The organism is Pedobacter sp. AC163, assembly GCF_979258665.1.
Genome location: NZ_OZ409872.1, coordinates 2,697,397 through 2,723,695, shown reverse-complemented (window position 1 = coordinate 2,723,695; position 26,299 = coordinate 2,697,397). Strand labels below are relative to the sequence as shown.

Genomic DNA, 26,299 nt, shown 5'->3' with positions numbered 1-26,299 from the left:
ATGAGTACTCAACAAGCCCAGTTCACAACCTTTATGGTGGGTGAAACATCAAAAAAAAGCGAAAACTGGAAAGTAGTTTTGAAAAAATACCTCTTCCACTGGCCATTATTTTTAATTGCTTTAATCATTACTGTTTCATTAGCTTTTATTTACCTAAAACGGTATAAACCGGTATATGAAATTAAGGCCACTATGATTGTGAAAGATAATAGTAAGCAGAATAACAGTAAAGACGATTTGCTCGACGAAATGGGTACCAATTCGCCGGATTTAATTGAAAATGAAATCAAAGTTTTAAAATCCCGTCAATTAATAAACTTAATTGTAGATGACTTACAGCTTTGGGTTACCTATTATAGGAAAGATGGTCTGTTTACTAAAAACGATGCCCTTACTTCTAGTGATTTATATACCGATAGCCCTGTAAAGTTTGTGCTTACAAACACTAAAGGTAAACTGAACAACCAAGGCATTAAGGTTAAATTGATTGATAATAAGCATTTCGATTTGCTTACAAAAGATGGCAAATCTACCCCATTAACTTATGGTCAGGAATACCAGGACAAGTTTGGCAATTGGAAACTTATTCTGACTAAGAAGTTGAACGAATCCAAAGGTAAAGTAATGATCATTGCCCTAACTGATCCGGAAACCAAAACACTGGATTTGCAAAAAGCTATTGATGCGAGTTTATCAAGCAGAATGGGAACATCGATTGACTTAACGGTTTCAGATATTAATGAGCAGAGAGGAAAGGATATCTTAAATGCTGTTATTGCAAACTACTACTCTTCTGCAACCACAGAAAAAAATAGAGAACTGAAAAAAACACTTGAATTTTTAGATCAACGCCTGGCTTCGTTAACGGGAGAATTATCTACAGCAGAGAAAGGTATTGAAGGGTTTAAAAGCAGCAAAGGATTAACCGATATTAGCTCACAAGCTGAAATTAGTTTACAAAACTTGCAGGCAAATGATTCAAAACTGAACGAAATCAACTTGCAGTTAAATGTAATTAATGGTATTGATCAATATGTCAATTCATCAAGAGAGGGAAATAAGATTCCGTCAACAATAGGAGTAAATGATCCAGCGCTATTAAATGCGGTTGAGCGGTTAAGCGTAATGCAATTGGAGCACGATAAAATGGCAGCAAATATGCCTGAAACCAATCCTGAGTTTGACCCGATTAACAGGCAGATTAAAACGACAAAAGGTGCAATTAAAGAGAGCGTTAGGAATATAAAAGAAAATTTGCAAAATGCCAGAAGTAAATTGCAAACCTATAACAATCAGTTCGAGGCTTCGATCAGAGATATTCCTACAGAGGAACGTCAATTGGTTAATATCAAGCGGCAGCAGTTGAGTAAGGAAAATACTTATACTTATTTGCTTCAAAAACGCGAAGAAGTTGCAGTTAAATATGCAGCCAATTTATCAAACAACAGAATTGTTGATGATGCTTATGCAGAAATTCCGAAAAACCGAAAACCTTTTGTGTTTTTGTTGTCGCTCGTTTTTATCGTAGGTATGCCCGTTGGCTTCATTTATGGACGCACTGCTTTATCTGATAAAATATTAAACGCCGACGATATTACTAAAGTAGCTGAAGTGAAAGTAGTTGGTGAAATTCCATACGAAGGTGGAAAGGAAAAGATTGCTATTAGAAAAAACACGCTTAACGCAGTTAGCGAGCAATTAAGGGCGCTGAGAATAAAACTTTATTATCTCCACAACAAAACCGATTCTGGTCGTATTACGCTTGTTACTTCAAGTGTATCAAAAGAAGGAAAAAGCTTTACCAGTGTAAACATTGCTGCTGCATTATCACTGGCACAGAAAAAAACCGTGGTTGTTGAGTTGGATTTGAGAAAGCCAAAAATTGCTAAATATTTCGGGCTAGCTGAAGATAAAAGAGGAGTGACTGATTATCTAAATGGCAAAGCAACCCTTACACAAATTACACAGAAAACAGCTGTAAACGACTATCTAGATATTATTTCCTGTGGTGAAATTGTTGATAATCCATCTGAACTTCTCGAAACAAAGCAACTGCAAGACTTGATAAAGAAGCTTGCTGAGCAATATGATGATGTTATTATTGATAGTCCACCGGTGCATTTGGTACCAGATGCAATATTGCTTTCAAAGTTGGCCGACGTAACACTTTATGTGGTTAGACAGGGATACACCGAAAAGTCTGAAATGGAATTTTTAAAAACATTAAAAGACGAAGGCCATCTGAAAAATCCATATGTAGTATTTAATTCTATCGAGAGAGTGAAATATGGCTATGGATACAGCTACGACGAATCGTACTACAGCAACTCAAAAAAGAGTATCGTAAGTAATTTATTTAGTGATTTTAAGAGTAGATTTTAATTCGTAATCAAACCTAAACCAATCCAAGTAATGTTATTTAGAGGTGCCTATCAGCTAAGTGAAAATCCGAAAATTATCGGTATTCAAGATTATGAAGCCTTGGAAGAAATCGCCAGGAAAAATAATAATGAGGATATTATTGCGCTGGTTCATCTTACCTGGAACCATGCAAAAGTTTATAAGATGCTTGAAAAAAAGCTCTTTTTTAGAAAGCTTAAAAAGTTTGGAGTAAAGCCAATGATGATGTGTAATTCCACTTCGGAAGATAGTTATCGTAATATTTTCAATATTCCCGGTATGAAATGCCCGATCTACATTTATACAAATGACAATGATTATTTTGTAGAAAATGTAGAAAAAAAGTACGATGCTATTTACGCAGCTCAAATTATTCCTTTTAAAAGAATTGGCTTAGCCAGAGCGGTTGAAAGCATTTATATTTTAACCTATACGCAAGGAGCAGGTACAAGAGAGAATGATTTACATGGCGCTTATCCTGAAATGAAGCATGCGGATTTTAACAGGAACTGGAAAAATGTTGCCGAAAAAAACAGGCTTTTTAATGAATCTAGAGTGGGTTTATGTCTTTCAAAAGAAGAGGGACCAATGCTGGCAAGTTTAGAGTATATGTTGTCGGGGATTCCTGTGGTTAGCACAAAAAGCACAGGAGGAAGAACAGAATACTATGATGCCGATTACACCTTAATTGTAGATGATAATCCAACCGCAATTAAAAAGGGGGTAGAGAATTTGATTGCAAGACAGGTAGATGCAGAATACATTAGAAAAAATACACTATTCAAATTAAACAGAGATAGAGAAAACTATGTTCAGGTAATTATTGAACAACATAAAAAGCATACAAACGAACAATTATCGGGCGATGCCATTATGAAAGCGCTATTTACAAATCCACTTGAAAGGTTTGTCACCTTAGATTCGCTGGTAACTAATGGGTAGGTTAGAGGCAATAATGATTTTAAAGGGTGCGTTGAAATTCGACTCAGCAAAAAAAACTAAAATACAATCGAAGATAAAAACCACTGGCGTTTACCTTCTTGTTCCTATCATCAATTTTAGCGTTTCGGTGTTTACATCGCCATTGTTTGCGAAGTATTTAACTGCCGAAGAATTTGGTTACTTTGGTTACTACACCTCATTGATGGGGTTTATCAATATCTTTTTCAGTTTATCTTTCACCACCTATTATATGTCTGTTTACTACGGTGATCAAGACAGGAAAAAGGTGCTTGTAACCCTAACCTCTTCATTGCTTTTGTGGAATCTTATTTTTCTTCCACTGGTTTACGGTGGCTTTATTTTATTTTTTAGGTTTTCAAATTCGCAGGTGCCATTCTACCCTTTTGCCGTTTTAACATTTGTTACAGGCTCAATTGGTGTTTATAAAAACTTTCTCCAAATAAACTACCGTTTGGGCGAAAAGCCACTTTCTTATTTTTTCATTGTATCAGGCTATAGAGTGCTTTCTACCTTATTGGGGCTGTATTTAATCATGGAGTTAAATATGAATCTTGCTGGAAGAATGGCTGGATTACTAATCATTGAAATAGCTTTTTTCTTTTTGTCTATGATTCATATCTATAAAGGATTGAAATTTCATATCGATAGGAAAATACTGAAAAGCGCATTAAAGGTGATACTTCCTTTGCTGCCTGCATCTTTACTTTATATTCCAATAATTGGTTTTGACAACATCGTTCTCGAACGCTTAGGAAATCCGAAGGAAATGGGTTTATACAATATCGGCAAAGGCATTTCTACTTATGTGTATACGGCTTTGTTTCCGTTCTTTCAAACCTTTGAACCCGATATATATAAATATGCCAGCCAAAAGAATGTTGGTGCGCTAAAAAATACGTCTATGTTTTTAATTGTAATTGTGATCTTAAGTGTGGTTACTTTTTGGCTAGTCTCACCATTCATCATTAACTTTTTAACCAATGGTAGATACCCTCAAGCTGTTATTTATGCTAACATATTAGTGGTAACCAGCGGCTTAATGATTATTTTTTCAATGTTCGACGCCATTATTAATGCGTTACAGGCCACTAAGCTCCACCTTATTATTAATGGTACTACAGCTGCATTTTGCATAGTGGCCTATTTTGTTGGTAGTATTTATTTTAAGCAGATAGGCGTGGCATTCGTGTCCGTTATTTCTTACTTATTTCTAATTATCCTGCAAAGCATCTTCATCGTTAAAAAGTTTAGAAATTATAAAACAGTATTGTTGAATTAAATTGAATGATATGAAAAAGACACCAATATTGCTCGTTACTTTCAGTCGCCCGGATACTACTAAACACGTTTTCGATGCAATAAGGAATTATAAACCAGATAGGTTGTATATTTTTTCAGATGGCCCAAGAGAAGCCAGATATGAAACCGATAGCGTTAAAATTAATGAAACAAGAGATTTGTTCGATGCTATTGATTGGGATTGTGAGGTGGTGAGAAAGTTCAATACCGAAAATCAGGGCTGCGGTGCAGGCGTATCTGGGGCAATTAGCTGGGCTTTTGAAACAACTGAACGATTGATAATCCTTGAAGATGACTGTTTGCCCTCACAATCTTTCTTTCCTTTTTGTGATAATCTGTTAGAAGAATATGCTGATGATGATCGAGTAATGCATATTGCGGGAACGCGGTGGAATGAGGAGTTCGAAATTAAAGGCGATAAAAATTATTTTTTCAGCCAATATGGACACATTTGGGGCTGGGCTACTTGGAAACGAGCCTGGAATAAGTATGATTTTTTAATTAAAGAGTGGCCCAACTTTAGTAAAACGCGACTGCTGGATGAAATGCTAGATCATTATTTTCCATTGATAAAAAGATGGGAATATATGTTTAACGACATTTACCACCAAGATAAAAAGCACACCTGGGATTACCAATGGCAATTTGCAATTTTTAAGAATAAGGGTTTATGCATTACTCCGGTAGATAACTTAATTACCAATATTGGCGATGTTGGCGAACATTTCAGTGAAGCAACAACGGCGCATCACCGGGCACGTACAGAAATGGTTGGCGAATTGGCGGGGCCCGACTATTTCCATTCGGAGTATGATTTTGATGCTTATCATGGGCGCAAATTTTTCCTTGGCGGAAGAAGCCCGATCAAGATTCTGTACGATAAAACGCTAGGTAAATTCATGCTCAGATCATTAAAGCTAAAAAATTAAAGTAATGAAGGTTTTGCATATATGCTATTCTGATGGTGGCGGGGCTGGTACAGCGGCTGTACGCTTACACAAGGGATTACTTCAAATTGGCGTAGATAGCAAGATGCTGGTTTTGAATAAGAACTCCAAAACCGAAAACGATATCTACGAATTTCCAAAGGGTAGCAGGGTTTTATTGCTTTTTCTTCGGGTGTTAAAGAAATTGGGTTTTCCCCAAACACTCGAACACAGAAACGATAATAACTACCGGAATTTTACGGGTCATTTCGAATTTTTCTCTTTTGCGAAAACTTCATTCTCTCATTTGGTTCAGCATGAATTAGTGCAAGAAAGCGATATTATTAACCTTCACTGGGTACCCAACTTTGTAGATTATAGCTCATTTTTTAAAACGTTGAAAAAACCTATCGTTTGGACTCAACATGATATGAATGCCTTTCAAGGTGGTTTCCACTATAAAGAAGATACCTTAAGGAATTCTCATTTGAAAGACATTGATTGCCAGCAGTATGAGTGTAAAAAAATAGGACTGTCATATCTGGCAGATCTTGATATGACAGTTGTTTCTCCTTCAAAATGGATACAGAATGAAGCGCTTAATTCAGAGAACTTGGGGAGGTTTAAACATGTTCATATTCCCAATGGGATAGACGAAGCAGTTTTTAAATATAAGGTTGATGGACTCACTAAACAATTGATGGGGTTGGATACCAGTAAAATCACGGTGCTGTTTATCTCTGAGACCATTAAAAGTATCCGCAAAGGTTTTAATTTTATCACGGAGCTGGTAAACGATCCAGCTATCCATTCGAAATTCGAGTTTATAGCCGTTGGAAGTATTCCGGGTAATGAGAAAAATCCTAATATCAAATATCTGGGAAGTATTAAATCTGAAGCTGAAATAAGCTTAGTTTATAGCGCTGCCGATATTTATTTACTGCCTAGCAGAGAAGATAATTTGCCCAACGTAATGCTTGAAAGCTTAGCAGTGGGAACGCCCGTAGTTGGCTTCAAAATCGGCGGGTTGCAGGATCTGATTACAAATGGTGAGAATGGTTTCTTAGCAGAAGAAATTACGCTTGAAAGCCTTCGGAACGCACTATTGAAGTGTGCAAATCATCTTAATAAATTCGATAAACTACAAATTGCTGAAAAAATTGGCATCGGGTATAATTTGATAGTACAGGCCAACAAGTATCATAAGGTTTACAAAGAAATGGTTCGTTAACATGAAACTAAAAATAAATTCTACCCTTTTAATCCTTCTCAAAATTGCAGCCTCGGTAATTATTGGGCCTTTTACCTATTCTATATATTCAATGCCTGTTACAATAGCTGCATTGCTTATAATCATTTTCTTGTTCTATATTTCCCTGCACAAAAAAGATTATTTTTCATTTTTGATGCAGTTGTTTATTTGTAACCATTTTACTTACGGTTATGAGATAGGAGGAACATTTAATCTGGCAGCATCAATAGCATTAATTGGTCATTTATTTATTCATGGTAAAGATTTTTTCGCCGAAACCCGATTTACTAAAACAACGGTATTCCTCATTATTGCATTTTGTGTAGTCGAGGTCCTCAGTTTAGCCAATAGTGGTACGCCTTCTAATGTGCTGCTCATCTCCTCTATCACATTTTTTAACTTCTTTTTCTTATTTTATTATTGCTCTAAAATAAAGCTTGATGCTACACATTACATCAAAATTGTGCAGATAATGGGCATTTATTTCGTATACATGTTCATCAATGCCCTAAATCAACGTTATAGTTTTTTTGTTTCTCCCTATGAATTTTTTCCAAACCTTGGAGAAGATATCGTTTGGGAACTTGATATTCCAAGATCGGCAGGAACACTCGGCAATTTCGAATTTTACGCAGAATACTCAATTTCCATTATAGCACTTTGTTTGCCCGGTATATTAAGTGGGGAGTTTAAAAAAGTAGGTTTAGGTTTCTATTTATTTACTATCCTTATCGCTGCACTGGGGTTATTCGCCATTGTGTTGTCAGGTACCCGCTCTTCCATTTTGTTGTTGCCTGTAATGATTATTTTTACCATAATTCTCCTCGGAAGGCGTGTAAAAGTTTTAAATATTGTTGTTGGTACTATTGGCTTAATGTTGCTTTTTGCTGCAAATGCATCGTATAAATTTTTCGATTTTGAAGTATTCTCGAAAAGAAGTGAACAGGTGGATATGAATAACCTTACACTAAAAAGTGTAATGAGTGGAAAAGACATGAACAGGGGTGAACTTTTCGAATATGGATTTAAAAAAATTGAACGATCTGGTGGTTTTTTGGGAGATGGTTATTTTACCAAAAGAGGGCAGTATGTTGCGGCACATTTTGATAAAGCCCGAACAGATGATATTCCTGATTACCATAATTTGTATATGAGTGCAGTAGTGCTTTGGGGTTATTTAGGCGCCTTTATTTTACTTTATTTCTTTTTTTCAACTATGGTAAGGGGCTTTTTGCTTTATTATAAATTGAAGCGACAGCATTACTATATGGTAGATCTTCTTTTGGGATTCAACTTATTATTCTTGTTTCTCATGATTAACCAATTTAAAATTCAGTTCATAAGGGATTCAAATTACTTCATGCTGATTTTAATCATCCTTGTTTTCTATAACTCTCTTATCTATTTATTGTCGAGAACCATCATTTATCCTAAAAAGAACTCAATAAACAAGTTATGAAAATCGCCGTACTTCTTACCACCTTTAATAGGCGAGATAAAACTATTGCTTGCCTGGAAAGCTTAAAAAAACAGTTTGGATTTGAAAATAATTCACTAGAGATTTTCCTTACTGACGATAATTCTTCAGACGGTACAATTCCTGCTGTGCTAAAAATTTTTCCAAAGGCTAATATTTTTCAGGGCAATGGTCAATTATTTTGGGCAGGAGGAATGAGAAAATCCTGGTCTGAAGCATTAAAACATCAGTTTGATTTTTACTTGCTGTTAAATGATGATACGCTGCTTCGTCCCAATGCACTTCAGGTTTTGTTAGATAGTTATTCCGAGGTTTATACCAGCAAAGGCTTGTCATCAATTGTTGTAGGGAGTACCTCTGGACTTACAGAAAAAAGTATTTCGTATGGCGGAAAAAAGCTTATCTCCAGTTATAATATCAAATCTAAACTGGTGTATAGCGAAACAGAATTGCTCGAGTGCGATTTGGGTAATGCTAATATTATGCTTGTTCCGAAAGCCGTAGTGGATAAAATTGGAATCCTTTCGGAGGTTTACACTCATGGAATAGCCGATTATGACTACACACTTCAGGCCAAAAAAAATAACTTTGGCGTGTATGTAGCTCCTGGTATTTTAGGTTCATGTACCGATGATCATGGTAATAACTGGAAATCGCGGAACAGTACTTTATCAGAGCGGATCAAGTTTCTTAAAAGCCCCAAAGGTTTGGCTTACAAAGAATATTTGTACCTCACCAAAACATTTTTTCCAGTTTCGTTTCCAGAAACCTTTGTAAAATTATGGATGAAAACATTGTTCCCGGTGATATGGGATAAATTCAAATCTTAAGACCCAAATCTCCTAAAAACATGAATGATAAACATACTCACGTATCTTATTTGACCCAGTGTCCCGGACCATATCGCGAAAAAATGCACGAATTGGTTGCTAAGCAGAACGAGTTTACTTATGATGTAATTTATTGCGTTAGAGTAGAGCCAGATCGCGAATGGAAAATTGAATATGGAAACTATGAAAAACATTTTTTAGCCGAAACAGCAAGTACCGTTAGGCATAACGATCCAAGTATTTGGAAGCTTCTAAATAAGATAAAGCCTTCGGTACTTATTATTACTGCTTTTAAACCAACCATGCTCTATGGAGTTCTCTGGTGCGTTTTAAACGGTAGCAAAGTTATTGTTTATAATGATGGAACTTACATTGCCGAGCAGCGCCTTTCTTTTGCACAAAAGTTGGTAAGAAAGCTGGTTAATATGGTTACCAGTGCATTTATGGCACCTGGCAATGGCACGATTGATCTTTATAAAAGCTATGGCGTTAGCGATGCTAAAATATTCAAAAGCTGTTTATGTGTTGATAATTCGCAACTCCAATATAAGAAGCCTGACGAACGCGAATACCATGTCATGTTCTCTGGCCAGATTATTGAAAGAAAGGCACCCTTTTTCTTTGGCGATGTAGTAATTGCGCTAAATAAGCTACTTCCTAATCTTAAAGTATTGATTGTTGGAGATGGTGAATTGCGCCCTGCTTTATTAAGTAAACTCGATGCAAACAACGTTGATTATAATTACACCGGGTACCTCAACCAAAAATCTTTATTCGAACATTATGCAAAAGCTAAAGTCTTTTTGTTTACAACCCTTGAAGACGTTTGGGGGGTTGTTGGTAATGAAGCTTGCGGAAGTGGTACGCCAGTAATAACCAGTAGAGATGCTGGCGTGGCTGATGACTTGGTTATTCATGGAAAAAATGGTTATATATTGGAACACAATGTCAACCTATGGGTAAATCACACGTTAAATTTATTAACAGATAGTGTTTTACTAAATGAGTTCTCTGAAAATGCGATAGAAATGGTAAAGCCATACAATCATCAACAAGCATCTTCAGGTTTAGTCGAAGCTGTTCGCTACAGTTTAGCTGATAATAAAAAAGAATTGAAATCTAATATTTCGGCGGTGTAGTTATGGAGTTTGTAGCAAATAAAAAAAAAGAAGTCTTATTTATTCTTCACTTACCTCCTCCAGTGCATGGTGCAGCTGTGGTTAATAATTATATTAAAACTAGTCCCCTAATAAACGAAAATTACGATACAGACTACGTTAGTTTAGCCACCAATACAGTTCTGGCTGAAACTGGAAAAGGAAGCCTTAAAAAGTTTTTTAAATTTATATCCATCCTATGGAAAGTATTTAGAAAGTTAATTAGCAAAAAGTATGATCTGTGTTATATGACGCTTACAGCTAGTGGCCCCGCTTTTTATAAAGATATAATTGTTGTAGCCTTATTGAAGCTGTTTGGGCAACGTATTATTTACCATTTTCATAACAAGGGTGTTGCTGCAGCTAAAGATAAAGGTATCAACAACTCTCTTTATCGTTTTGCATTTAATAACACAAAATCGCTTCTGCTATCAAAGTATCTATATCCAGATATTAAAGATTTTGTAAAGGAAGAAAATGTATATTATTGCCCCTGCGGTGTACCTGAATTAAATGCTGCTGAATTAATTGATTCAAAGTCCATTAGAGCAGGCCGAAAATTATCGATTCTCTATTTGTCTAACATGATGATTGAGAAGGGGGTGTACGTATTGCTAGAGGCCTGCGCTATTCTAAAAAAGCGTAACCTGCCTTTTACTTGTAATTTCGTGGGTGGATGGACAGACATTACGCCAGATGAATTTAATAACTATGTAAAGGAACATCACTTGCAGAATTCTGTTTTTGCACATGGTCCAAAATATGGAGATGATAAGGTAAAATTTTTTCAAAACGCGGATGTATTTGTGTTTCCAACCTATTACCATTACGAAGCATTTCCTTTGGTTAATTTAGAAGCCATGCAGTATTCACTTCCTGTAATTTCCACTACCGAAGCAGGGATTCCTGACGAGATTATTGATGGAGAAACTGGATTTTTAATTCCAAGAAAAGATGCCTTAATGTTAGCTGATAAATTACAGTTTTTTATCGGTAGCCCCGAAGCAGGTGTATACATGGGGGAGCTAGGGCGGCAGAGATTCAAATCTAAATTTACGTTAAATCATTTTGAAGAAAACATTTCAAAAATTGTCTTAAAAGCGATAACTGAACCTATTCATTAATTTTCTTTTTTGTATTATTTATATTACGATTCCTAAAAGGTGTTGTATAACTTTTACATTATCAGTTGATTAAGTTTTTGTTTGCTCATTAAGTCATTTTAATGTCTTTTTATTTTTATTCTTAGAAATTTAAATAATTTGAGATAATAAATGAACGAACTCTTTGTTTGTAAGGTTTAAATTTTGTTAATTTACCACCACCAAACAAATTAGTTTATTAAATGATTCAGAGTCCCGTAGATCATTTTATAAATTTCCGTTCTCGCAAATTACCGTATGTAAAAATTGTTTTTACTGCAATTTTAGTTCTTTATTTCAATTTTTGTATGGCAAATACCTACTACTTTTCTTCAATTTCGGGGAATGATAGTCGGTCATCAACAGAAGCCCAAAATCCTGCAACGCCCTGGAAGAGTATTGAAAAACTCAATTCTTATTTTTCCAGTTTAAAAGCAGGAGATGAGGTGTCGTTTAAGAGAAATGAGGTCTTTTCAGGATCCATCATTTTAAAGGCATCAGGCATATCTTTTACAGCATATGGAACAGGAAATAATCCAACTATTAGCGCATTAACAACAATTACACAGTGGCAACCCGTTGGGAATGGAATTTATGAAAGTTTAAGTACGCTAGAGCGTGCAAATGTCAATGTATTATTAATTAATAATGCAATTCAAGAATTAGGTAGATATCCTAACAGCAATGCTGCCAATAAAGGCTATCTAAAAATCGAATCTAAAACTGATAACTCCATTACAGACAGTAAACTCGGATCGAGCATCAACTGGAAAGGCGCTGAAGTTGTAGTCAGAAAAATGCATTGGATTTTAGATCGTCATCCAATTACGGCCCATAATGGCAATACATTGGTTTTTGATCGCAATAACAGTACCTATACTCCTAGCGATAATTATGGTTATTTTATTCAGAATGATCTTCGTACCCTTGATAGTTTTGGGGAATGGTACCATAATCCGTCAAACAAGAAGATATATGTATACTTTGGTACTAATGCACCGTCTTCATACAATGTCGAGGTTAGTACCTTAGATAATATTATAGCCTTAAATGCTGCAGATGGTGCACAATCTAATATCAGATTTGAGAATATCAACTTTAAAGGCGCAAATGAGAATGCATTTTCGCTAGCTTCAGGGTCGAATATCAGCCTTAAAAACTGTAATATAGAATTTAGTGGAAATACAGCGATAAGCGTAACGGATATAAAGAACCTTATTGTAGAAAATTGTATAATTTCAAGCTCACAAAATAACGGTATTGCGCTTACCGATCGTTGTACCGGCGCCATAATAAAAGGTAATTCAATCAATAAAACAATGCCATTTTCAGGTATGGGCAAAAGTGGCGATCATAACGGGATCGCTATTTATGCTACAGCCAATAATACGCTCATTGATCATAACCGGATAACTAATACAGGTTATGTGGGAGTTTACTTCGGGGGAGAGAATTCTCATGTAAAAAATAATTTCGTTGACAATTATTGTTCAATAAAAGATGATGGAGGAGGAATTTATACCTTTACCGGTGTGGTTAACACCAATTTTACCAATAGATCTATTGTAAATAACATCATTACAAATGGAATCGGAGTAAAAGAAGGTACCAGCTCAGAAACTGGCAGTGCAGTTGGGATTTATTTAGATGATAATGTAACTGGTGTAAACGTATCTAATAACAGTGTGAGTACGGTAGCCGATAACGGGATTTTTATTCACAATGCGAGGAATAACGCTATTACCAAGAATACGGTATACAATTGCGGTGCTGCCTTCTCTACCTCCCACGATGATCTTGGTAACCCAATTACAAATCTCCAGGTTTCAGAAAATATATTTTTTGCTAAGCATCCTACACAATGGGCAGGGAAGCTTACCTCAAAAAAGGATGATATTAGTAACATCGGATCGTTAAATAATAACTATTATTTAAGGCCTTTCGATGATGATAAAGTGATCCATACGCAGCGGTTTATTCATAGTCCATCTTATATTGAAACAAATTTAGATGTAGCTGCTTGGGCAGTTCAGTTCAAGCATGATGCCAGTTCAAAGAAATCTCCAATCACTTTTCCTGCTCATATCTTTAATAAAACTATAGGAGGCAATCGTTTAGCTAATGGTGCATTTACCAGTAACGTTGCAGGGCCGATGTTCTATGGCGATGGAAGTACATCTACTTCTTGGGATAATGGAAATAAATTAGGTGCCGGAGGTTCGATGAAATTAACCAGCAGTGCATTATCTTATTTTATAATCAATGTGGGTGCTGTTGATGCGTCAAAGAGTTATGTGTTACGCTTCAAAGCTTCGGGTAACAAAGATGCAGCTATTAAAACCTTTTTAAGACAATGGAATGCGCCATTTGGAACAATTTCCACTATTAGCACAGTTAAACTTACTGGTACGACCACTAGCTACGAATGTATTTTTTCATTTCCAAAAACTGAGGCAAATACTTGTATCACCATTCAATCAGACAATGGAAACTTTGTTTATTGGTTAGACGATATCGAATTTCTTGAAGCTGATGTAACCAATACCAAGCCAGATGATTATATCAGGTTTGAATATAATGCAAGCGATGCGGTTAAGTTGGTAAGTTTAGATGGAACCTATGTAGATGCCAAAAATGCCTCTTATTCTGGTAGTGTAAATGTAGCGCCCTATTCCTCAATTATCTTAATGCGTACATCTGCCACCATTACACCAAGTGCTCCAGGGGTAAGCGGTAACGATGAAAGCAATACGTTAGTGAGTACCCATGATCAATTTCCAAAAGATATTCTTGTGAGCGAAAACGGTGGAGAATTTAAAGCCTATACCGATACAATAAAAGTTGGAAATGTTACTCGGGATGCAGGTTATTGGAAGTTTAAAATAAAAGCGGCAACTAATAGAAACGAGAGTGCAGAAACACCAAGCCCCGCCTTTACTGCTACCGCAAACACTCCCTCTGCCCCGAAAATAATTGCTGATGATGCAGCCAATACCCTGATGGCTACCCATGATCTATATGCCTCTCATATCGTATTTAGTGAGAATAACGGCGATTATCAAAGCTATACCGGAACAATAAACGTGGGCAATGTAGCCAGGATAGCCGGCTATTGGAAATTCAAAATCAGTTCTGGTACTAACCGAATGGAAAGCTCGGTAGTCAATAGTCCGGCATTTAATGCGCTCACTGCACCAAGTGTACCTATACTTGTTGCAGATGATGTGGCCAATACGCTATCTGCTAATCATGATACCTACGCAGGGGATATTGTGGTAAGTGAAAATGATGGCGCTTTCCAGATTTATACTGGAACAATTAGTGTGGGCAATGTAGCCCGGCCCAGTGGTTATTGGAAATTTAAAATTCGACCGAGTACGAACCGCAGCGAAAGCGCTGTGGTTCCAAGCCCTGCTTTCAGTGCAACAGGATCTGCAACCCCACCTGTACTCACTGCTGATGATACTGCGAATACCCTAAGTGCCTCCCATAACCAATATTCTTCTGAAATTATATTTAGTGAAAACAACGGAAGCTATCAAAGCTATACCGGAACAATAAATGTGGGGAATGTTTCCAGGGTAGCCGGCTATTGGAAGTTTAAAATTAAAGCAGCAGCAGATAGGGCAGAAAGTAGTGTAATAAATAGCCCTGCCTTTTACAGTGCTGAAATTACCTCTCCGCCAAATCTCTTTGCAGATGACGTGGCCAACACGCTAACTGCTAGCCATACCCTATATCCGGCTGCAATTGTTGTGAGTGAAAATAACGGAGATTTTCAGGCTTACACCGGCTCTATCAGCGTAGGTAATGTTTCAAGACCTGCCGGTTATTGGAAATTTAAAATCAGTGCTACAGCCAATAGAAATGAAAGTGCTTTAGTATCAAGCCCGGCTTTTACCATTCCGGATAAACCAGGTGCACCAACCATTACTGCTGATGATTTGAATAACACGTTGAGTGTAAACCACGATTTATATAGTAAAGATATATTAGTAAGCGAAAATGGTGGTAATTTTACAGCTTATGCGGGCACAATTAATGTCGGTGATTTTTACAGAGCTACTGGCTACTGGAAATTTAAAATAAAAGCGACTGTAAATAGGCTGGAAAGTGATGTGATTTCGAGCCCGGCGTTTACAAAATCGAGCGAAACCGCTCCTCCTGTAATCACTACAGATAAAATAGCTAAAACATTAATTGCTTATCATGATGAGTTTCAGGATAAAATTGTTTACAGCGAGAATAGTGGGGTATTTAAAAGCTATCAAATGCCAATTCCTGTTGGTGATGTCGATCGTGAGGCTGGTTATTGGCGCTTTAAAATAATTGCTGGGCCCAATAGGAGAGAAAGTGCCATTGTGGGTAGCCCCACGATTAGCAAGAGTGTATTGGATAGTTCAATTGAGCTATCCCTATATCCAAATCCGGTACAAAGCATCTTGAGTGTAACATATCCAGAAATTAGCAACACAGCATTTATCGAAGTGATCTCAATTAACGGACAAAAAGCTAAAAAAGTTATTTTAGATAAGGGAAGTGTCAGAAAGGAAATTGATGTCTCTAACCTGCCCGTTGGAACATTTCTTTTGTATTTTAACGATGGTGTAAATAAATTGACCAAAAAATTTATCAAAGTAGACTAGGCAACTTTGAAAAAATTTTAAAAAAGGGCTGTTAGGCCCTTTTTTCAATTGACCACAAATTATGTGAACTTAACTCCTAATTAGCTCGCCATAGCAGTAGTTAATTGTTTATCGTCGAAAGCATGTATGTAAGACATTGTGCTTTCGATATTTTTTTTGGATGAGGCTCCAAACAGTATGGATTCAATATTGGGTAAGCTACAGATGTATTCAATTGCTTCCTCTGGAGGGATAGCTCCACCAGCAAGTACCTGCATTGCAATAAACCTACCTTTCTTGGTTCTAAGCACTTCTTCGTATGCTTCAATACTGCCCGACATTCTAAAACCAACCTTGTTAATGGAGCTGCATATTATTGGGTTTTCAATTCCATTTCTTTCCAAAACCGCATGTAACTTAGGCATGTTCATCGTAATAAAGCCTGGCTCGGCGTTGTATTTCTTCTTGATGTGATTACAGAAAGCAACCAGGACCTCATCACAGTTTAATCCTAATAGTAAATCTGTAATTACATTCTGCAGAAAAATAACAGGGGTATTAATGCCCTTAAACATTTTCATTTCTGCATCAATCATTAATTGAATTAATGAGATATAATCTTTAGAAATGATAGCCATACCACCTTTAAATAGTGAGCCAAATACATTACCAGGAACATATTGCTTAATAGTACCCGATATACCAAGTTCTGTTACCGCGTTAGCATATTTATGCGCATACGGCATACAAGGAAAAATTTTGTAATCGGCATACTGTTCCGGATCTTTCCTGATAATATCGCAAATGGCTACAATTCTATCGTGAGTTGTACACATAAATGTATTCAAGCCCACATCTTTTGCGCTATTTAATGTCTTCATAATCGCATCATCAGTTTTAAACTGAATAGATTGTGCCCGAGATTTTTCGTCCGAAATGTGGTTTACAGCGAAAAACTGATTGTCGCCAAATAATACTCTGTCCATGATCATGTTACCTATGTTGTTTAATTAATTCAATAACTTTATCTGTTTGCCAGGCTTGATGAAAAGTATTAACCGTGTTGGGCTTCCTTTTCATAACTGCATCAATAAAATAATCTATTTGTGCTGAATACTCTTCACCTCTAAGATTGAAGTTAACCTGGTCGGTTAGGTCGGTGATATACTTCACGTTCCAGCCTTTGGTGTAGTCTTTTGTTTCGTCTTTAAGGTATAACTTCAATTCATTTGCATCAGAAATTATTTTGCCTTTTGAACCAAGAATAGTAACTGTTGTAGACATTTTACGGTACGTTTCTTCACTCCAGTTAACCGAAAGAATACCGCTTACATTGCTTGTAGTATTCATTACCGAATAAACCGCATCTTCAACAGTGTTTGAATAAATGGATTTTAGCGTAGCACCTTTAACCTGATTAATTGGCGAAATAATGTCGTTAACCAAATCGATTACGTGTGATGCATAATCCATTAAGCAGCCACCACCTTCTTCTGGTTTAGATCTCCATGAGCTTTGCTTTGCTTTGGTAACTACAGGGCCATAAGATTCGGCAACGAAATGATAAACCTCTCCAAGCATACCTGATTGAACGATACGTTTTACCTCCTTGAAAGTTCCAACAAACTTGTTATGATAGCCCACCTGATTAACCAGATTCTTTCTTGCTGCCAGTTCAATAAGTTCCGTGCCTTCTGCAGTATTAAGGCAAAAAGGTTTTTCAGCAAAAACATGGATGTTCTTTTCCATCGCAAGTTTTATAATCTGGTGATGGAATTTTGTTGGTACAGCCACAAAAACAGCATCCGGTTTTGCATTATCGAGCATTTTTGCAAAATCTGCGAAACAATCTAATTTAGAATAACGCTCCAAAAAGTTGGTTACTACTTTTGAGGTATCGCAAACACCAACAACTTCAACGTCAGGGTGAGCTCCTAATATCGACAAGTGAGAAACACCCATCTTGCCGGCACCTACTAATGCAACTTTTATCATTTTATATTTTCTTTAATTTTAAAAAAATCAATATTACATGACCGAAGAAGGTCATCTGGTTTTTAATATTCCTACGAAAGATTTCGGGTCTATAAAAAATTCTAATTAACCATGCCATTCTTATCCGGAACCAAAATGGATGAATGGCTTTCTGAGTGCCAGCAAACCAATCAAATACGTTCCCGATACTAATTACTAATCCTGCATCGATATGATCTCTAAACTGCGTAGCCCACTTTTCTTGCTTAGGGCAAGTCATTCCCACAAATAAAATGTCTGGTTTGAAATCGTTTATCGTATCAAGCATTTTTTGGTTATCCTCTTCGGTAAAGGCTTCCTTAAACGGAGGAGAATAACTTTTGGCTTCGATGTTATTGTACTCTTTTTTTACTCTTTGTTCTATTTTATTTAGCGTTTGTTCACTTGATCCTAAGAAGAAAACTTTTCCACCTTGTTCTGCCATCCTTTCCATAAAATGATAGAAAACATCTGGACCTTGGTTCTTTTTGATGTTTTTCCCTTTCAGCATCAATGATGCAAAAGCGAAGTACACTCCATCCAACACCAGGTAATCTGTCTTTTTTAGGGCCTCTTTAAATACATCATCTTTGAGCGATAAGCCATAAGAATTCGGGCTAATCGTGTTGATGGTTCTGCATTTATCACTTCCAATGGCTATCGTGTTTAAATCATCAGAAAAAACCTTAAAATCCAGTACGTCTACAAATAGGGGTAAGTTCATCAGTTTTAATCTTTCAATGGTCCGGTATACGTGTTACGCTGAATATTTATCGTTTTTTATAACATTACTAAAGTCTTACAATTTAGCTTGCACTACAATAGCCTTATAGGGCTATGACTCTAAAAATTCATCTTCAGGACCGTTTAAGCTTATTGTTGATGCAGATTTTTGCAGCACTCGGTATTACTTGTTATAACCGGTAAAGTCTTTGTGCTCTACTTTTTCCAGTGCTGATGGAGGTAGTGTTTTAAAGTATTCATAAGTAATTTTCAAACCTTCTTCTCGCTGAATTTTTGGCTCCCACCCTAAAATATTTTGTGCTTTGGTGATATCCGGCCTACGTTGTTTTGGATCATCTTGTGGAAGCGGTTGATAAACAATCTTCTGATTAGTTCCTGTGAGCTTAATAATTTCTTCGCAAAACTGTTTGATAGTTATTTCATCGGGGTTACCGATATTAACAGGTTGCGCATAATCGCTCATTAATAAACGACAAATGCCCTCAATCAAATCATCAACATAGCAAAATGAGCGGGTCTGGCTGCCATCACCAAAAATAGTAAGGTCTTCACCTCTTAAAGCCTGGCCTATAAAAGCGGGTAACACTCTTCCATCGTTTAAGCGCATACGTGGGCCATACGTATTAAAAATTCTAACAATTCTCGTTTCTACACCATGAAAAGTGTGGTAGGCCATGGTCATTGCTTCTTGGAAACGTTTTGCCTCATCGTAAACACCACGAGGCCCAACAGGATTAACATTTCCCCAGTATTCTTCTGGTTGTGGGCTAATATTTGGATCTCCATATACCTCGGAAGTAGAAGCAATTAGCATTCTGGCTCCCTTGTTGCGGGCTAAGCCTAAGAGATTGTGTGTGCCTAAAGAGCCAACTTTTAGCGTTTGTATTGGAATTTTTAAATAATCAATCGGGCTTGCTGGCGAGGCAAAGTGTAAAATGTAGTCTAATTTGCCAGGGATGTGTACAAATTTGGAAACATCATGATTGTAAAATTCAAAGTTTTCCAATTTAAACAGGTGTTCAATGTTGGCAATATCTCCGGTTATCAGGTTATCCATGCCAATAACATGATAATCATCTTTAATAAAACGATCACAAAGATGTGAACCCAAAAATCCTGCAGCTCCGGTGATTAATATCTTTTTTCGTTTCATATTAGTCTATTAATTTTCTACCTATACTGTTATAATAGTAGCCGAGATCAATCATCTTTTGCAGATCGTAAAGATTACGGCCATCAAATATTACTTTCGATTTTAGAAGCTTTTCCATTTGGTCAAAATCAGGTGTTCGAAATAAAGACCATTCTGTTGCAATCAGCAAAGCATCGGCGTTATTCAATGCTTCATAAGCACTGTTTGCATAGGTTACTTTATCTCCGATGGCGTTTTTAACATTAGTCATTGCTTCCGGATCGAACACACTTACACCTGCGCCATGTTTTACAAGAGCATCAATAATATAAAGTGATGGCGCTTCACGGATATCATCAGTTTCTGGTTTAAAAGCTAATCCCCAAAGGGCAAAATGCTTTCCTTGAAGGTTATTTTTATAGTATTTTAATACTTTATTAACGATAATCAGTTTTTGATTTTCATTAACATCCATTACCGCGTTAAGGATTTGAAAATTATAATCGGCATTGTTTGCCGCGATCACTAAAGCCTGTACATCCTTTGGAAAGCATGATCCTCCATAGCCTATTCCTGGAAAAAGAAATCGTTTACCAATTCGTTCATCGGTACCAATACCTCTTCTCACGGCATCAACATCTGCCCCTACTAATTCACAGAGGTTTGCAACCTCATTCATAAAAGTGATTTTTGTTGCTAGAAAGGAATTGGCTGCATATTTAGTAAGTTCAGATGATCTCTCGTCCATAAATAAGATGGGATTTCCCTGTCTTACATAAGGAGCATATAATTCCGACATTAATTTTATAGCTTTTTCACTTCTTGTACCTAATACTACACGATCTGGTTTCATAAAATCATCAACGGCAACACCTTCCCTTAAAAATTCGGGGTTTGAAACCACATCAACAGGTACGTCGGTGTTTTTTTCAAAAACAGCTCTTACCTTGTCGGCAGTACCAACGGGTACGGTAGATTTGTTTACTATTACTTTGTACTCCGTGATTAGTTTGGATATATCTTCAGAAGCGCCGAGAATGTAAGAAAGATCTGCTGCACCATCGCCGTTTGGAGGAGTAGGGAGCGCCATGAAGATAATCTTGGCATCTCTGACGGCGGATGCCAAATCAGTAGTGAAATGAAGTCTTCCCTGTTCTATATTTCGATTGAATAATAAGTCTAAACCAGGTTCGTAAATGGGAACTTCTCCGTTTTGCATCTTTGCAACTTTCTCCACATTTATATCAACACAGATTACATTGTTCCCGGTTTCTGCCAAGCAAGTGCCTGTTACCAGGCCAACATAGCCGGTACCAATTACAGCGATTTTCATATTGAGGAGTTTTTTAGTTATTAAATTGTTTATAGTCCTGGTAGGCCAGGTTAAGACCTTCTTCCAGGTTAATTTTGTGTTTCCATCCTAATGAGTGAAGCTTAGAAACATCCATAAGTTTTCGGGGCGTTCCGTCAGGTTTATTGCTATCGAATGCTAACTCTCCGTCGAAACCAATTACTTTCTGGATGGCGATTGCAAGATTTTTTATCGTCAGATCTTCTCCGGTCCCTATATTTACCAGCTCGGCTTCATTATAGGTTTGCATTAAATAATAACAGGCATCGGCCAAATCATCAGCAAATAAAAATTCTCTCATAGGAGAGCCAGACCCCCAAATCACTACCTTATCTGATTTGTTAGTTTTAGCCTCATCAAATTTTCTGATTAACGCAGGTAAAACATGTGAATTTTCGGGGTGGTAATTATCATTATAGCCGTATAGATTTGTCGGCATTACCGAAATAAAATTGCAATTATACTGTGCTCTGTAGGCTTCGCACATTTTTATACCAGCGATTTTAGCTATCGCATAAGGTTCATTAGTTTGTTCCAATAATCCTGTTAGCAAATAATCCTCCTTGAGTGGTTGTGGAGCCAATTTCGGGTAAATGCAACTCGAACCCAAAAACATCAGTTTTTTTACACCATGAATATGAGACTGGTGAATAACATTGTTTTGTATAGCCAAATTCTCGTACAAAAAATCTGCTCTATAGGTATTGTTTGCTACAATTCCCCCAACTTTGGCTGCGGCTAAGAAAACGTAATCGGGTTTTTCTTTTTCAAAGAAATTTTCAACAGCCTGTTGATTTCGTAAATCTAGTTCCGCGGAGGTTTTCGTAATGATATTCGAAAACCCTTCCTTTTCGAGTTTTCGGTAAATGGCGGATCCCACCATGCCACGATGACCGGCGATGTATACTTTTGAGTGCTTTTCCAATTTCAATTATTGCTAATTATTCAAACTGGTTTTTTACTTCGTAACCTGCTTCTTTGAGCATTACTTCCTTCCGGAAATGTTCAACGTCCGAGAACATCATTTCCTTAACTAATGCGGCCAGGTCATACTTTGGGTCCCAGCCTAACTTAGTTTTTGATTTTGTTGGGTCACCAATTAACAGGTCTACCTCCGTCGGACGGAAGTATGCAGCATCAACAGCTACTACTTCTTTACCTATTTCAAGTTGGTAATCTGGATCAGAACATGAAACAACATAAGCTTTCTCATTTACGCCTTCACCTCTAAACGCTAGTTCAATACCTACTTCTAAAAACGACATTTTTACAAAATCCCGAACTGTTGTGGAAACTCCTGTTGCAATTACATAATCTTCTGCCACATCTTGTTGCAAAATTCGCCACATCGCTTCAACATAATCCTTAGCGTGTCCCCAATCTCTGCGGGCATCTAGATTTCCTAAATACAATTTATCCTGCAAGCCCAAAGCAATTTTTGAAACCCCCCGGGTAATTTTACGGGTTACAAAAGTTTCTCCTCTCAGCGGGCTCTCGTGATTAAACAGGATGCCATTACAAGCAAACATTCCGTATGCTTCTCGATAATTTACAGTAATCCAATAGGCGTACATTTTTGCTACGGCATATGGCGATCGCGGATAAAATGGTGTGGTTTCACTTTGAGGAACAGCCTGTACTAATCCATATAGCTCAGATGTTGATGCCTGGTAAATACGTGTTTTTTTCTCCAAACCCAATATCCGTAAGGCTTCTAAAAGCCTTAGCGTACCTATTCCATCGGCATTTGCAGTATATTCTGGCGTATCAAAGCTAACCTTAACGTGGCTCATGGCGCCTAAATTATAAATCTCGTCTGGTTGAACTTCCTGAACTATTCGAATCAAATTGGTAGAATCACTTAAGTCTCCATAATGCAGCTTAAACCTGATATTTGTATCGTGAGGGTCTTGATAAAGATGATCTATACGATCAGTATTGAACATCGAACTTCGGCGTTTGATTCCATGTACTTCGTAGCCTTTTTTCAATAGCAATTCGGCTAGGTATGCTCCATCTTGTCCAGTTATTCCTGTAATAAGCGCTTTCTTCATGTTATAAGATAATTTATGATTTTATTTTATGGCTTGTTTGTTAAGTTCTGGGGGTATTATTGATAATCCATTCCCAATTGGGCGACTACTTCAGTTGAAATTTTCTTAATTTCTTGTTCCATTATCTTCGGATAAATGAGCAGTACATTTCCATCATCTACCACTATGTAATTGCTCAAACCCTTAACAACTGCAATTTTTTGATTCGATAATTGAAGAATACAATTATCTGTGTCTTCCAGTAGAACAGCTTTTCCCGTGAAGGAATTATGGTTTGTATCCTTCTCCATTACTTCATGCAAAGATGCCCAGGTTCCTAAATCAGACCAGCCAAAATCTCCAATAATGGTGTACACGTTATCTGCCTTTTCCATTATAGCATAATCAATAGAGATATCGATAGCTAAAGGGTAGTTCTCGGCAATAAATGATGACTCGTAATCAGTATTATAGACGTTTTTCTGATCGAAAATGCTGAAAAGCTCTTCTGCATGTTTTTCTATAGCAGAAATAATCGACCTTACATTCCAGATAAATATTCCTGCGTTCCAAACATATTCTCCACTATTAACAAATTGAGTAGCCTTATCTAGTGAGGGCTTTTCCAAAAATTTGTCTACTTTGAAAATTTCCTCCTTACCTGGTTCGAATTTGATATAGCCATAACCTGTATCAGGCCGGCTTGGGTTAATCCCAAGCGTTAATAATGAATCGTTGTTGGATGCAAAAGCAATCGCTTTTTCTAAACATGAAATGAATACATCTTCATTCAGAATTAAATGATCTGATGGAGCGATAATAATGTTGGCCTTTGGATTTAAGGCTGCAAGTTTGAAAGTTGCATAAGCTATGCAAGGTGCCGTATTTCGCCTACATGGCTCGGTAATCACATTTTGTTTAGCCTGTTCGCCAAGTTGAGTTTCTATAATTTCAGCATAAATCTCATTGGTGAGAATGTAAATGTTTTCACTCGGACAAATCTTTAAAAAACGTTGATAAGTTAGTTGAAGTAAAGATTTGCCCGTACCAAGAATATCGATAAACTGCTTTGGGAAGCTATTTCTGCTTTTTGGCCAAAATCTGCTACCCACTCCGCCAGCCATAATTAAAATGTAAGTATTCTTGTCTTTTACCTGCATACTATTAAACGTTGTTATTTCCCTAAGCTTTTGAATCACTCAAACTTTATTTCTATACAAAGAACTATCAAATTAAAATTTCCAGCAATGGCCCTTTAAGGCTAAGATTTTAAACAGTTAATAGAAGTGCACTCCACAACGTTAAGGGTATATTAAAAAACGGAGTTAATGTATAATGTAGTTTTATAGAGAGTAGGTAAAAAATTTCCAAGGTTTTGCAATGTATGGACATGAATGATCACATTTTCCTTTAGTTAGTAGTAAAGGGCTATTGGCTAATAATCGCTTTGTAAATACTTTAGTAGAAATAATTTATCATAAAATATGTAATAGATTATTTGTCTACACCTAATGAATGAGTGATATGAATTATTGTGGTAATGATGCAATAGATAGTCTTTACGATCGAATATGGCAATTATCACCAGATTACAAAAACCCTGCATCTTATGAGTTATTAAAGTTACTTACCAGTCAGCTAATTGATACTTATCAAGAAAATAACAGACTAGAAAGCGACCCCTTCTTATCCACTAGAGATAGAAAAGTCGTTATTAATTCAGATAAATTAAATGCGCTTTTAGCTGGCCAAGTGTGTTTGATAACCGGAGGTTCTGGCTGCGTAGGCTCGTCTCTGATAGAAAAATTGCTAACCCTTAATATCAAAACCATAGTGGTTTTTGATAAGAACCCAAAACTTGAAGCTTTATATGACGACGATAGGGTTGTTTTTGTTGAAGGTAACATTTGTAACCAGCCAAGTTTGCAATCCTGCTTCAATAAATATAATCCAAATTTTGTTTTCCATACGGCAGCACAGAGAAGCCCTGGTTATGCTGAAAAAAATATTCTTGAAGCAATTAGGGATAATGTTATCGGTACTTTAAATGTAGTTAAGGCATGCGATTTTACATCATCGGTAAAGCAATGTGTGTTTTCATCAACTGGAAAAGCAAGCCGGTATTATACATCAGAAGTATATGCTGCAACGAAAAAACTTTGCGAATTTATCTTTGATACTCATGCCAAAGATAGTCGGGTACGCTACTCAATGGTTCGTTTTACCCATATTATTGATAACAGCTTAATGAATAATGAGCTGAAGGATGTAACAAGTGTTGATCATCTATCAATTCATAGTCCTGGAAAATATGTAACCGCTCAAAATGTATCTGAAGCAGCATGTTTGATGTTGAACGCACTTCATTATGCACAACAAGATAGATCAGCCTTTTTAATTGTGAAAAATCTGGAATGGCCAGTTGAAAGTCTAGAAGTTGCATTGTTTCATATTTTGAAGCAAGGAAAGAAAATACCGGTGATATTTAAAGGAAACCCGCTAGGGTATCGGGAAGGTTTTTTCAGGGGACAATTAGATTGGACTACACCCGATGAGCTTAACCTATTAATAAATGTGTATGAAAACCAGCATAAAAAAATTAATGCCGCACAAGATATTATCATTGCTAATATCTTACCTGTAAATAAAAAACTTTTGTTGAGTTGCATTTCAGAAATTGAAAATATAAACGATGAGTCAAATGCTAGAAACTGGCTCAATAGCACACTATTTAAATGTGTAAATGATTCATTAAAAAATGTGAAGGCTAGTGATACTCTGAATATTTTGAAATGGGGTCTTGATCTGAATTATCTTGATTCTGAAATTAGTTCGCCAATTAGTTTTAAAGAAACTGTTGAATTGTTACTGGGCAGCCTAATTGGTACCGAAGAATATAAAGAAGCAGAAAGTATAGTTAGCAAATTACATTATGAGCCTAATACATATCAATAG

19 protein-coding genes are annotated in these 26,299 nt (G+C 36.6%); 11 read left to right on the top strand and 8 right to left on the bottom strand.

Translation table 11 applies throughout. From position 1 onward, the window contains the following. The 10 genes from ACZZZK_RS11695 (at position 1) to ACZZZK_RS11650 (ending at position 16,092) form a co-directional block, all read left to right on the top strand. Entirely contained in the window at positions 1 to 2,382 is a 2,382-nt protein-coding gene (locus tag ACZZZK_RS11695) for a GumC family protein (protein ID WP_463484283.1), read from the top strand. A 30-nt stretch (positions 2,383 to 2,412) separates the two neighbouring features. Beyond that, positions 2,413 to 3,342 carry a glycosyltransferase gene (locus ACZZZK_RS11690; RefSeq protein WP_463484282.1) on the top strand — a complete coding sequence of 310 codons (930 nt, stop codon included), beginning with the start codon at positions 2,413 to 2,415 and terminating at the stop codon, positions 3,340 to 3,342. Between the two features lie 31 nt (positions 3,343 to 3,373). Further along, positions 3,374 to 4,642, top strand: coding sequence for a lipopolysaccharide biosynthesis protein (locus ACZZZK_RS11685; protein WP_463484281.1), 1,269 nt, complete (start codon positions 3,374 to 3,376; stop codon positions 4,640 to 4,642). A 10-nt stretch (positions 4,643 to 4,652) separates the two neighbouring features. Beyond that, positions 4,653 to 5,591: a glycosyltransferase family 2 protein gene (locus ACZZZK_RS11680; RefSeq protein ID WP_463484280.1), complete on the top strand. Its 939-nt coding sequence runs from the start codon at positions 4,653 to 4,655 to the stop codon at positions 5,589 to 5,591. A 4-nt stretch (positions 5,592 to 5,595) separates the two neighbouring features. Next, positions 5,596 to 6,819, top strand: coding sequence for a glycosyltransferase (locus ACZZZK_RS11675; protein ID WP_463484279.1), 1,224 nt, complete (start codon positions 5,596 to 5,598; stop codon positions 6,817 to 6,819). Between the two features lies 1 nt (position 6,820). Next, positions 6,821 to 8,299 carry an O-antigen ligase family protein gene (locus ACZZZK_RS11670; protein WP_463484278.1) on the top strand — a complete coding sequence of 493 codons (1,479 nt, stop codon included), beginning with the start codon at positions 6,821 to 6,823 and terminating at the stop codon, positions 8,297 to 8,299. Further along, a complete protein-coding gene (locus ACZZZK_RS11665; protein WP_463484277.1) occupies positions 8,296 to 9,147 on the top strand; it encodes a glycosyltransferase family 2 protein in 852 nt (283 codons plus the stop codon). The genes ACZZZK_RS11670 and ACZZZK_RS11665 overlap by 4 nt, the downstream gene beginning before the upstream one ends. A 20-nt stretch (positions 9,148 to 9,167) precedes the next feature. Next, positions 9,168 to 10,286: a glycosyltransferase family 4 protein gene (locus ACZZZK_RS11660; protein ID WP_463484276.1), complete on the top strand. Its 1,119-nt coding sequence runs from the start codon at positions 9,168 to 9,170 to the stop codon at positions 10,284 to 10,286. 2 nt (positions 10,287 to 10,288) lie between these two features. Continuing rightward, on the top strand, positions 10,289 to 11,428 hold the full coding sequence (locus ACZZZK_RS11655) for a glycosyltransferase family 4 protein (RefSeq protein ID WP_463484275.1): 1,140 nt from the start codon (positions 10,289 to 10,291) through the stop codon (positions 11,426 to 11,428). A gap of 326 nt (positions 11,429 to 11,754) precedes the next feature. After that, positions 11,755 to 16,092 carry a right-handed parallel beta-helix repeat-containing protein gene (locus ACZZZK_RS11650; protein ID WP_463484274.1) on the top strand — a complete coding sequence of 1,446 codons (4,338 nt, stop codon included), beginning with the start codon at positions 11,755 to 11,757 and terminating at the stop codon, positions 16,090 to 16,092. Positions 16,093 to 16,172: 80 nt separating this feature from the next. On the opposite strand, the gene ACZZZK_RS11645 is transcribed toward ACZZZK_RS11650, so the two are convergent. The 8 genes from ACZZZK_RS11645 to ACZZZK_RS11610 form a co-directional block, all read right to left on the bottom strand. After that, on the bottom strand, positions 16,173 to 17,057 hold the full coding sequence (locus tag ACZZZK_RS11645) for an aldo-keto reductase family protein (protein ID WP_463484273.1): 885 nt from the start codon (positions 17,055 to 17,057) through the stop codon (positions 16,173 to 16,175). Positions 17,058 to 17,064: 7 nt separating this feature from the next. Continuing rightward, entirely contained in the window at positions 17,065 to 18,066 is a 1,002-nt protein-coding gene (locus ACZZZK_RS11640; protein ID WP_463484272.1) for a Gfo/Idh/MocA family protein, read from the bottom strand. Between the two features lies 1 nt (position 18,067). After that, complete coding sequence (locus tag ACZZZK_RS11635) at positions 18,068 to 18,808, bottom strand: WecB/TagA/CpsF family glycosyltransferase (RefSeq protein ID WP_463484271.1); 741 nt, start codon at positions 18,806 to 18,808, stop codon at positions 18,068 to 18,070. Positions 18,809 to 18,991: 183 nt separating this feature from the next. Further along, the gene (locus ACZZZK_RS11630; RefSeq protein ID WP_463484270.1) at positions 18,992 to 19,981 is read right to left on the bottom strand and encodes a UDP-glucuronic acid decarboxylase family protein; all 990 of its coding nucleotides are present in this window, start codon (positions 19,979 to 19,981) and stop codon (positions 18,992 to 18,994) included. Position 19,982: 1 nt separating this feature from the next. Continuing rightward, positions 19,983 to 21,293: a UDP-glucose dehydrogenase family protein gene (locus ACZZZK_RS11625; RefSeq protein WP_463484269.1), complete on the bottom strand. Its 1,311-nt coding sequence runs from the start codon at positions 21,291 to 21,293 to the stop codon at positions 19,983 to 19,985. Between the two features lie 13 nt (positions 21,294 to 21,306). Further along, complete coding sequence (fcl, locus tag ACZZZK_RS11620; RefSeq protein WP_463484268.1) at positions 21,307 to 22,236, bottom strand: GDP-L-fucose synthase; 930 nt, start codon at positions 22,234 to 22,236, stop codon at positions 21,307 to 21,309. A 16-nt stretch (positions 22,237 to 22,252) separates the two neighbouring features. Further along, positions 22,253 to 23,365 (bottom strand): GDP-mannose 4,6-dehydratase, encoded by a 1,113-nt coding sequence (gene gmd / locus ACZZZK_RS11615; protein WP_463484267.1) that lies wholly within the window; start codon positions 23,363 to 23,365, stop codon positions 22,253 to 22,255. 56 nt (positions 23,366 to 23,421) lie between these two features. Then, positions 23,422 to 24,504, bottom strand: a complete 1,083-nt coding sequence (locus ACZZZK_RS11610) for a mannose-1-phosphate guanylyltransferase (RefSeq protein ID WP_463484266.1) — start codon at positions 24,502 to 24,504, stop codon at positions 23,422 to 23,424. 355 nt (positions 24,505 to 24,859) lie between these two features. Here ACZZZK_RS11610 and ACZZZK_RS11605 point away from each other — a divergent pair, with 355 nt between their 5' ends. Next, entirely contained in the window at positions 24,860 to 26,299 is a 1,440-nt protein-coding gene (locus ACZZZK_RS11605; protein WP_463484265.1) for a polysaccharide biosynthesis protein, read from the top strand.